General features: G+C 65.1%; 9 protein-coding genes. 6 read left to right on the forward strand and 3 right to left on the reverse strand.

Translation table 11 applies throughout. The features are described 5' to 3' along the window. From ABWP09_RS12310 to crtI, 3 genes are all read left to right on the forward strand, one after another. Positions 1–213 (forward strand): bacteriorhodopsin (locus ABWP09_RS12310; protein WP_353205424.1); only part of this gene is annotated, 213 nt, incomplete at its 5' end. A gap of 70 nt (positions 214–283) precedes the next feature. Next, positions 284–1,177, forward strand: coding sequence for a Brp/Blh family beta-carotene 15,15'-dioxygenase (locus ABWP09_RS12315; RefSeq protein ID WP_353205425.1), 894 nt, complete (start codon positions 284–286; stop codon positions 1,175–1,177). Then, positions 1,174–2,790: a phytoene desaturase family protein gene (gene crtI / locus ABWP09_RS12320; protein ID WP_353205426.1), complete on the forward strand. Its 1,617-nt coding sequence runs from the start codon at positions 1,174–1,176 to the stop codon at positions 2,788–2,790. The genes ABWP09_RS12315 and crtI overlap by 4 nt, the downstream gene beginning before the upstream one ends. Positions 2,791–2,837: 47 nt before the next feature. On the opposite strand, the gene ABWP09_RS12325 is transcribed toward crtI, so the two are convergent. Next, on the reverse strand, positions 2,838–3,263 hold the full coding sequence (locus ABWP09_RS12325; protein ID WP_353205427.1) for a fasciclin domain-containing protein: 426 nt from the start codon (positions 3,261–3,263) through the stop codon (positions 2,838–2,840). Positions 3,264–3,483: 220 nt separating this feature from the next. Here ABWP09_RS12325 and ABWP09_RS12330 point away from each other — a divergent pair, with 220 nt between their 5' ends. The 3 genes from ABWP09_RS12330 to ABWP09_RS12340 are packed head-to-tail and all read left to right on the forward strand — an operon-like array spanning position 3,484 to position 5,809. Continuing rightward, positions 3,484–4,332: an oxygenase MpaB family protein gene (locus ABWP09_RS12330; protein WP_353205428.1), complete on the forward strand. Its 849-nt coding sequence runs from the start codon at positions 3,484–3,486 to the stop codon at positions 4,330–4,332. After that, entirely contained in the window at positions 4,329–5,084 is a 756-nt protein-coding gene (locus ABWP09_RS12335) for an NUDIX hydrolase (protein ID WP_353205429.1), read from the forward strand. Before ABWP09_RS12330 ends, ABWP09_RS12335 begins: the two co-directional genes overlap by 4 nt. After that, positions 5,084–5,809 carry an extensin-like domain-containing protein gene (locus ABWP09_RS12340; RefSeq protein WP_353205431.1) on the forward strand — a complete coding sequence of 242 codons (726 nt, stop codon included), beginning with the start codon at positions 5,084–5,086 and terminating at the stop codon, positions 5,807–5,809. The genes ABWP09_RS12335 and ABWP09_RS12340 overlap by 1 nt, the downstream gene beginning before the upstream one ends. Positions 5,810–5,903: 94 nt before the next feature. Here ABWP09_RS12340 and ABWP09_RS12345 read toward each other — a convergent pair whose 3' ends face one another. Together ABWP09_RS12345 and ABWP09_RS12350 are read right to left on the reverse strand one after the other, a co-directional pair. Next, positions 5,904–6,458, reverse strand: a complete 555-nt coding sequence (locus ABWP09_RS12345) for a hypothetical protein (RefSeq protein ID WP_188446999.1) — start codon at positions 6,456–6,458, stop codon at positions 5,904–5,906. A gap of 595 nt (positions 6,459–7,053) precedes the next feature. Further along, positions 7,054–7,274: hypothetical protein (locus tag ABWP09_RS12350; protein ID WP_353205430.1), on the reverse strand; the 221-nt coding region annotated here is incomplete at its 5' end.

A 7,274-nucleotide genomic window follows, 5' to 3' on the forward strand; every position in this document is an offset into this window, starting at 1 on the left:
TTGCTGACCTTCGCATCGTGGGGCTTCTACCCGATCGTGTACATGGCACCCTATGTCGGTCTGACCGGCGGCACCGCCACGACGACGATCCAGATCGGCTACACGATCGCCGACATCCTCGCCAAGGCAGGGCTCGGCGTGCTGATCTTCCTGATCGCGGTCCGCAAGTCCGAAGCCGAAGCCGCGAGCGGTCACAAGGCCCACGCCGCCTGATCTGATGCACGCAACTGCGTCATCATCTACGGTATCAAATCGTCACGCTCCGGTGGAGCGGGGCGATTTGGTGCATCGGTCCTACTGGGTGGCGGCGGCCGCGCTGTCGCTCGCGCTCGTGGCGGCGATCCCGCTCGGGCAACCGGCGGCGGTGGCCGCTGCCACGATCGTCTTCATCGGCGGCGGCTTGCCGCACGGTGCGTATGATATCGCGCTGCTGCGTCGCACCGTCGCGCTCGGTCGCGTGCAAGTGGCGCTGGCGATTGCAGGGTATCTGGCGGTCGCGCTTGGCATGGCGCTGTTGTGGATGACGCTGCCGCTCGTTGCGCTCATTGTGTTTCTCGCGGTCGCCGCCGTGCATTTCGGCGAAGACTGGCACAAGCTCGACGAACCGCTGTTGCGCGTTGCCGCAGGCGCCGCGATCATTGCCGCGCCGACGCTCGGGCATCCGGCCGACGTCGCGCGGCTATTCGTCGCGCTGAGCGATGACCGCGCCGTGTTGCTCACCCAGCTCGTCACCGCCGCCGCGCCGGTGACGCTGCTGGTGACCTCGGTCGGCATCGCCATTGCGTGGCAGGATGGCAGTCGGCAATGGGCAGCGGCGATGGCGCTGTGCCTCGTCCTGCTGATCGTCGCGCCGCCGGTCGCCGGCTTCGCCTTGTTCTTTGTTTTCCTCCATTCGCCGCGGCATCTCCGGCAAACGCGCGCCCAGCTCGGCCCGATGCCGCGCCTGCGCTGGCTCGCGATCGGCGCCGTCGTGTCGGGCGCAGCGATCCTCGGCTGGTGCGCGCTGCAATGGCTGGCCCCGAGCGCCGTCGATCCCAATTTGACGGTTCAGGCGTTTCGGCTACTGGCAGCAGTGGCAGTCCCGCACTTGCTTTTATCGCGCTGGGTGGAGCGGCGGCTGGCATCGAACGATCAAAACCGGCGCAGCAGCGCCCTATCAGGAACAGCCTTGCTATGACTCGCCAGACTGCCATCGTCATCGGCTCCGGGATTGGCGGCATCGCCTGCGCGATGCGGCTCCAGAGCCTCGGTTTCGATACCCAGATCGTCGAACAGCTCGATGCGCCCGGCGGCCGCGCTTATGTCCGCCGCGCCGAGGGGTTCGTCTTCGACATGGGGCCGACCGTGCTGACCGTGCCGCATTTTATCGAGGAACTGTTCTCGCTCGAACGCGACGCCGCAATGCTGGGTTTGCCCGATTTCCCGGCGGCCATGCTCACGCAGGACCGGATCCTGTCGGGCATTAGCGGCGGACCCAACACCAGCCGCTATCTCGACATCGTGCCGGTGCTGCCCTTTTACCGCATCTATTTCGATGACGGCACGTTTTTTGATTACGATGCCGATCCGGTGAATGTCCGCGCGCAAATCGCGCAGCTCGCGCCCGAGGATCTCGAGGGCTATGAACGCTTTCACGAGGCCGCCCGCGCGATCTTCCAGCGCGGCTTCCTCGAACTCGGCTACACCTATTTCGGCAGCCTCGGCTCGATGCTTGGCGTCGTGCCCGATTTGCTCAAATTGGGCGCGGTACAGCCGCTGTTTTCGCTGATCAGCAAATATTTCAAAAGCGACAAAATGCGCCAGGTGTTCAGCTTCGAACCGCTGCTGATCGGTGGCAACCCGTTGAAGGTGCCCGCGATCTATGCGATGATCCACTTCGTCGAAAAGACCTGGGGCGTGCATTTTGCGATGGGCGGGACGGGCGCGCTGGTCAGCGCGATGCTCCGCAAGTTCGGGGAATTGGGCGGCACGCTGCAGCTGGGCGCCAAGGTCGAGCGGATCGAGGTCGAGAAGCGCGGGCGCAAGCGCGTCGCCACCGGCGTGACGCTCGCTTCGGGCGAGACGCTGGCGGCCGATGTCGTCGTCTCGAACGGCGATTACGCGACCACCTATCTCAAGCTGATCGACAAGGCGCACCGCCGAATCAACCGCGATGCCGTGGTCAAGTTCCGCAAGCAAAGCATGTCGCTGATGGTGATCTATTTCGGCTATCAAATGCGCGACGGTGACCCCGATTTGCGCCACCACAACATCATCCTTGGGCCGCGCTACGAGGAATTGCTGACCGACATTTTCGAACGCAAGATCCTCGCTGAGGATTTCTCGCAGTACCTGCACATCCCGACGATCACCGATCCGAGCCTTGCCCCGCCGGGGCATCATGCCGCTTATACGCTGATCCCGGTGCCCAATACGCTGGGCGATGTCGATTGGGACGTGGTCGGCGATCGGTTCGCCGACACCGTCATGCAGTTCCTAGAGGATCGCGGCTATATTCCGAATCTGGGCGAGCGGCTGGTCTATCGCAGCTTCGTCACGCCGAAATATTTTGAGGACGTCCTGGGGTCCTACGCCGGCAATGGCTTTGGCGTCGAGCCGCGCCTGACGCAGACGGCGTTCTTCCGCCCGCACAATCGCAGCGAAGATATCACGGGTCTGTATTTGGTCGGGCAGGGGACGCAGCCCGGCGGTGGCACGCCATCGGTGATGATGTCCGCCAAGATGACCGCACGCGAAATCGCGCGCGATTATGCGATCGACCCGAAGGTCGTGAATGGCGTCCCGGCATAAAAAAGGGGCCGGGGGCATTGCTGCCCCCGGCCCCCTCGTTTTGGCCGTTAGCCCTTGGGCAGCAGCACGGCGTCGATCACGTGGATGACGCCATTGGTGCAGGCGATATCGGCGGTCACAACCTTGGCGCCGTCGACGGTCACGCCGTCCGTGCCATCGACGTGGACCGTCGCACCACCGGCAGTGGCTGCGTCCATGACCTGACCGGTCACGTCTGCTGCCATCACCTTGCCGGGAAGGACATGCAACAGCAGGATTGCGGTCAGCTTGTCCTTATTCTCGGGCTTGACCAGCTCTTCGACCGTGCCGGCCGGAAGTGCTGCAAACGCGCCGTCGGTCGGTGCGAAAACGGTGAACGGGCCATCGCCCTTGAGCGTCTCGACCAGGCCGGCTGCAGTGACGGCGGCGACGAGGGTGGTGAATGCGCCGGCGGCAACGGCCGTGTCGACGATGTCGTGTACGGTGTCGGTCATGATATTTCCTTCGGGTGGCGCAGGTCGCTGGAGCGGACGAATGCCCCGATCCTTGCGCCGTGGGGGATGTGCGGGCGTTACGGTCCCGCGCGAAATCGCCTGCCAGCCGTGTGCCAATCGCTCAATACGGCCTTTGGGTCACCTTGCGCCGCGCGGGTGCGCAGGTGACTTTACGATGGAACCCTATCGCCGCCTCAAACCTTCAGGCACGATGCCCATAATGTCCGCTGCCACCCGTCTCGCGCACCCGTTCAAGGGCCTCATCGTCGGGCAGGTCCGCGCACTGTTCAACGATGCCGCGCGCGGGGAGACGCCGGTGCAGCGCCGTCCCGATGCGCTGTTCCCGCCCAATTCGGTGGCGTGGCGCGTGCATGGCGACGTCACGGCGATGCTCGTCGGCGGCATCGCGGCGCTGCTGCTGCAAATGCTCCACCCCAAGGTGCTGGCCGGCGTGTGGGATCATTCGGGTTTCCGCGACGATATGCAGGGGCGGCTGCGGCGCACCGCGCGCTTCATCGCGGTCACCACCTTCGGTGCGCCCGATAATGCGCGCAGCATCCTCGCCAAGGTGCGCCGCATCCACGACAATATCGGCGGCACCTTGCCCGATGGCACGGTGTACCGCGCGAGCGACCCGGCCTTGCTTGCCTGGGTCCATGTCTGCGAAGTGCTGAGCTTCCTCAATGGCTGGATCCGTTATGGCGAACCCGGCATGAGCCGCGCCGATCAGGACCGCTACGTCGCCGAAATGGCGCGGATCGCCGAACCGCTCGGCGTCGACCCGATCCCGCACACACGCGCGGAGGCTGAGGCGATCATGACCGCAATGCGCCCTGCGCTCGTTGTCGATGCGCGCACGCGCGACGTGGCGCAGGTGCTGCTCAACCAGCCCGCACCGTCGCTGGCGGCGGGGCCATTCCAGGCGATTACGCTGCAAGCCGGGGTCGATTTGCTCCCGCGCTGGGCGCGGACGATGCATGGCCTTTCGCAACCGAGCGTCGGCTTACCCTTTCTGCGCGCCGGAACCTTCGGCGTCGCCAAAACCTTGCGCTGGGCATTTCGGACATGAGCGATACAATTGCCGAGGCGATTCCCGCCGCGACGCTGGTGCTGTTTCGCGAACGCGGCGGCGTGCCTGAACTGCTCTTCGTCGAACGCTCCAAGGCGATGGTCTTTGCCGGCGGCGCTTTGGTCTTTCCCGGCGGACGGATCGACCCGGGCGACCGCGCGCTCGCGCTCGAACTCGGCGGCGACCCCGATGACATGGCCGCGCGCATCGGCGCGATCCGCGAGACGATCGAGGAAGTCGGCGTCGGCGTCGGCCTGTCCGACATGGCGCCAGCGACCCTGGCGAAGCTGCGCGCCGGGCTTCACCGCGGCGAGGCGATCGGCGCGGTGCTGGACGCCTTGGCGCTGACGCTCGATCCGGCCGCGCTGACGGCGTTCGCGCGCTGGCTTCCGGCGCACGCCCATATGCGGATCTTCGACACGCGCTTCTATCTCGCGCAGCTCCCCGCCGATGCGCCGGAGCCCGTGGTCGATGATACCGAAAACGTCCGCGTCTTCTGGTCGACCGCACAAGGCGTGCTCGATGACGCCGATGCCGGACGCGTGCGCATCATCTTTCCGACGCGGCGCAATCTCGAACGCCTCGCGCAATTCCATAGCTTTGGCGCCGCCGCCGCCCATGCGGCGTCGTATGAAATCCGTGCCGTAACCCCCTGGGTCGAGTCTCGCGACGGGGCCGACCATCTCTGCATCCCGGACGATCTCGGCTATCCCGTGACGTCGGAGGCGATCAGCGCGGCGCTGCGCGGTTGATGCGCACGCTGCGGCAAGCGGTGGCGGCGATGCTGGCCGCAGCGGTCCTGCTCGTCATCGTCCTCACCGCGATTGCCGGCGCGCGGCAGCATCCGCAGGATGTGCCCTGGACCAAGCTCGATCTCGGCGATCCGGTGGGGATGTTCACCGCGCGCAAGCTCGCAACCCTCACCACCGATCTACCGCAATGCCGCGCGCTGCTCGATCGCGCCGGGGTACGCTATGCCCTGCTCCCGCCGGTGCAGGAGGAGCGCTGCGGCTATGCTGACGGCGTCACCTTCCGGCCGGGCGGTGCGCGCCGCGCGGTGTACCGCCCCACGCTTGGCACGTCCTGTGCGGTCGCGGCCAGCCTCGCGCTGTGGGAATGGCACTCGGTCCAGACCGAAGCGCGTCTCTTGCTCGGCAGCCCGGTCGTCGGCATCGATCATCTTGGCAGCTATAATTGCCGTCGGATCGGCAGCGGGGAGGGTGGCAATTGGAGCGAACATGCCACCGCCGATGCGGTCGATATCGCCGGTTTCGTGCTCGCCGACGGACGCCGGATCAGCGTGCTCGACGATTGGCGCGGCACTGGCCCCGAAGCGACCTTCCTCCACCGTGTGCGCAACGGCGCGTGCCGGCTGTTCGCGACGACGCTCTCGCCCGATTATAACGCGGCGCACGCCAACCATTTCCATCTCGACCAGGCGACGCGTGGCGGGCTGGGGTGGACGGTGTGCCGGTAGGCCATGTGCTCCTGCGCAGGCAGGAGCCCAGGGTAATGAAGCGCAGCACCTGCAATCCTCGGCGCCTGCCGACGCAGGAGCACCACAGCAAACCTCAGTTCGGCAGCGCGGTCGCCTCGACCTTTTCCACCCATTTCGGAAAGAAGGCCGGCTGGCGGTTCGACCAGCCCGACGCCGTCGCCGCCGCTTCGCTGATCGACTGGAGCAGCTTGCGCCGCAGATCGGGGTGCAGATGCGGCAGTGCCGCCGCCGAGCAGAAGGCGGCGGGCAACCACGGCCGCACTTCGGCGCCAACGAGGCGTTCGTACAGGAAGCGATAGGCCGAGAAGGTCGTCAGCCGACCTTGCCCCAGATCGAAGGCGGTCACCGTCATCAGCGGCGCAAGGAAGGGTTCGACCGCGTCGAGTCCGCTATCGTCGGGGATCATCTCGCGGATCGCGGGCAGGCGCGCGTAGAGCTTGGCTTGCGCGCGGATGCTCGCGGCCTCGACCACGTCGCGCGACCAGCGCGTCATCGCATCTTCGCGGTCAAGCCCGATATCGAGCGAGCGGCGGACATAACGCTGCGTGGCCGAGGAGAAGGTCGCAAATTCCTTCATTTCGGCCAGCGTCATCGCGCCATTCGCAGGCTTTTTCATCCGAGCAGCCATACTATCACCCCGCCGTTAAAGTGCCATCGTGGCACGATGCGCCACCACCTCTTGTAGAATGGTTAACGGCGCATCCCCCGATTTTAACCAAGCGACCATAAATCGTGCTGCGACGCAATATCGGTTGCGTTGAATCGCGGATCAGCATGTAAAATTGCGTCAAGCTGCGGCGATTGCGCAACGTTTTCTCGCCGCGCAATCGCCGACCATCGAACATCTGGACTCAAGGTTGCACTCGCTGTCGTCCGACTGCGGCGCGAAGCGCGTTCTGGCTATGACGGTCGTACCGCCAAATTTATCGAGCGAACTTGGCGAAATCGGCGGTGCGGTTCTGTTTCGCGTACCTGTCGCCAAAACGGACGCGATCCACGCGGACGCTTGCCAGCATGATCGTCGCCGCGCGCAGTTTTGGGAGCAACGCCTGTATCCTCGACATTATGCCGTGGAGGATGTGCCCTGTGCGGCGCGTCAAGCGCGCTGGTGTGATCGGTCGAGGAAGCACGGCTTTGGCTTGAAGGGGGAACGGTGCGGTCCAGCGCGCATCATAGCGTTTGTCGAACCTAAACCTACCCCAACCGGTTCTCCGCCGCGGACATCAATGACCGCCTTCTTTCGCCTGCAAAACCCGACGCGTTAAAAGGGGCTGCTCCTTGAGATATTCCTCTTTCGGCGGCGCCGGAGGTTCAAAGGTCCAACCCAGCAGACGGGTAAACAAACTATCATCGCGAGCGATTTCGCGCAGGTAACGCACTTGGCGTACGCCTACCCATATCCCCACGATCAGAAAAACGACTGCCAACCCTTCTAGGGTTCTGA

Source organism: Sphingomonas sp. (assembly GCF_040398505.1).
Lineage (GTDB): Bacteria > Pseudomonadota > Alphaproteobacteria > Sphingomonadales > Sphingomonadaceae > Sphingomonas.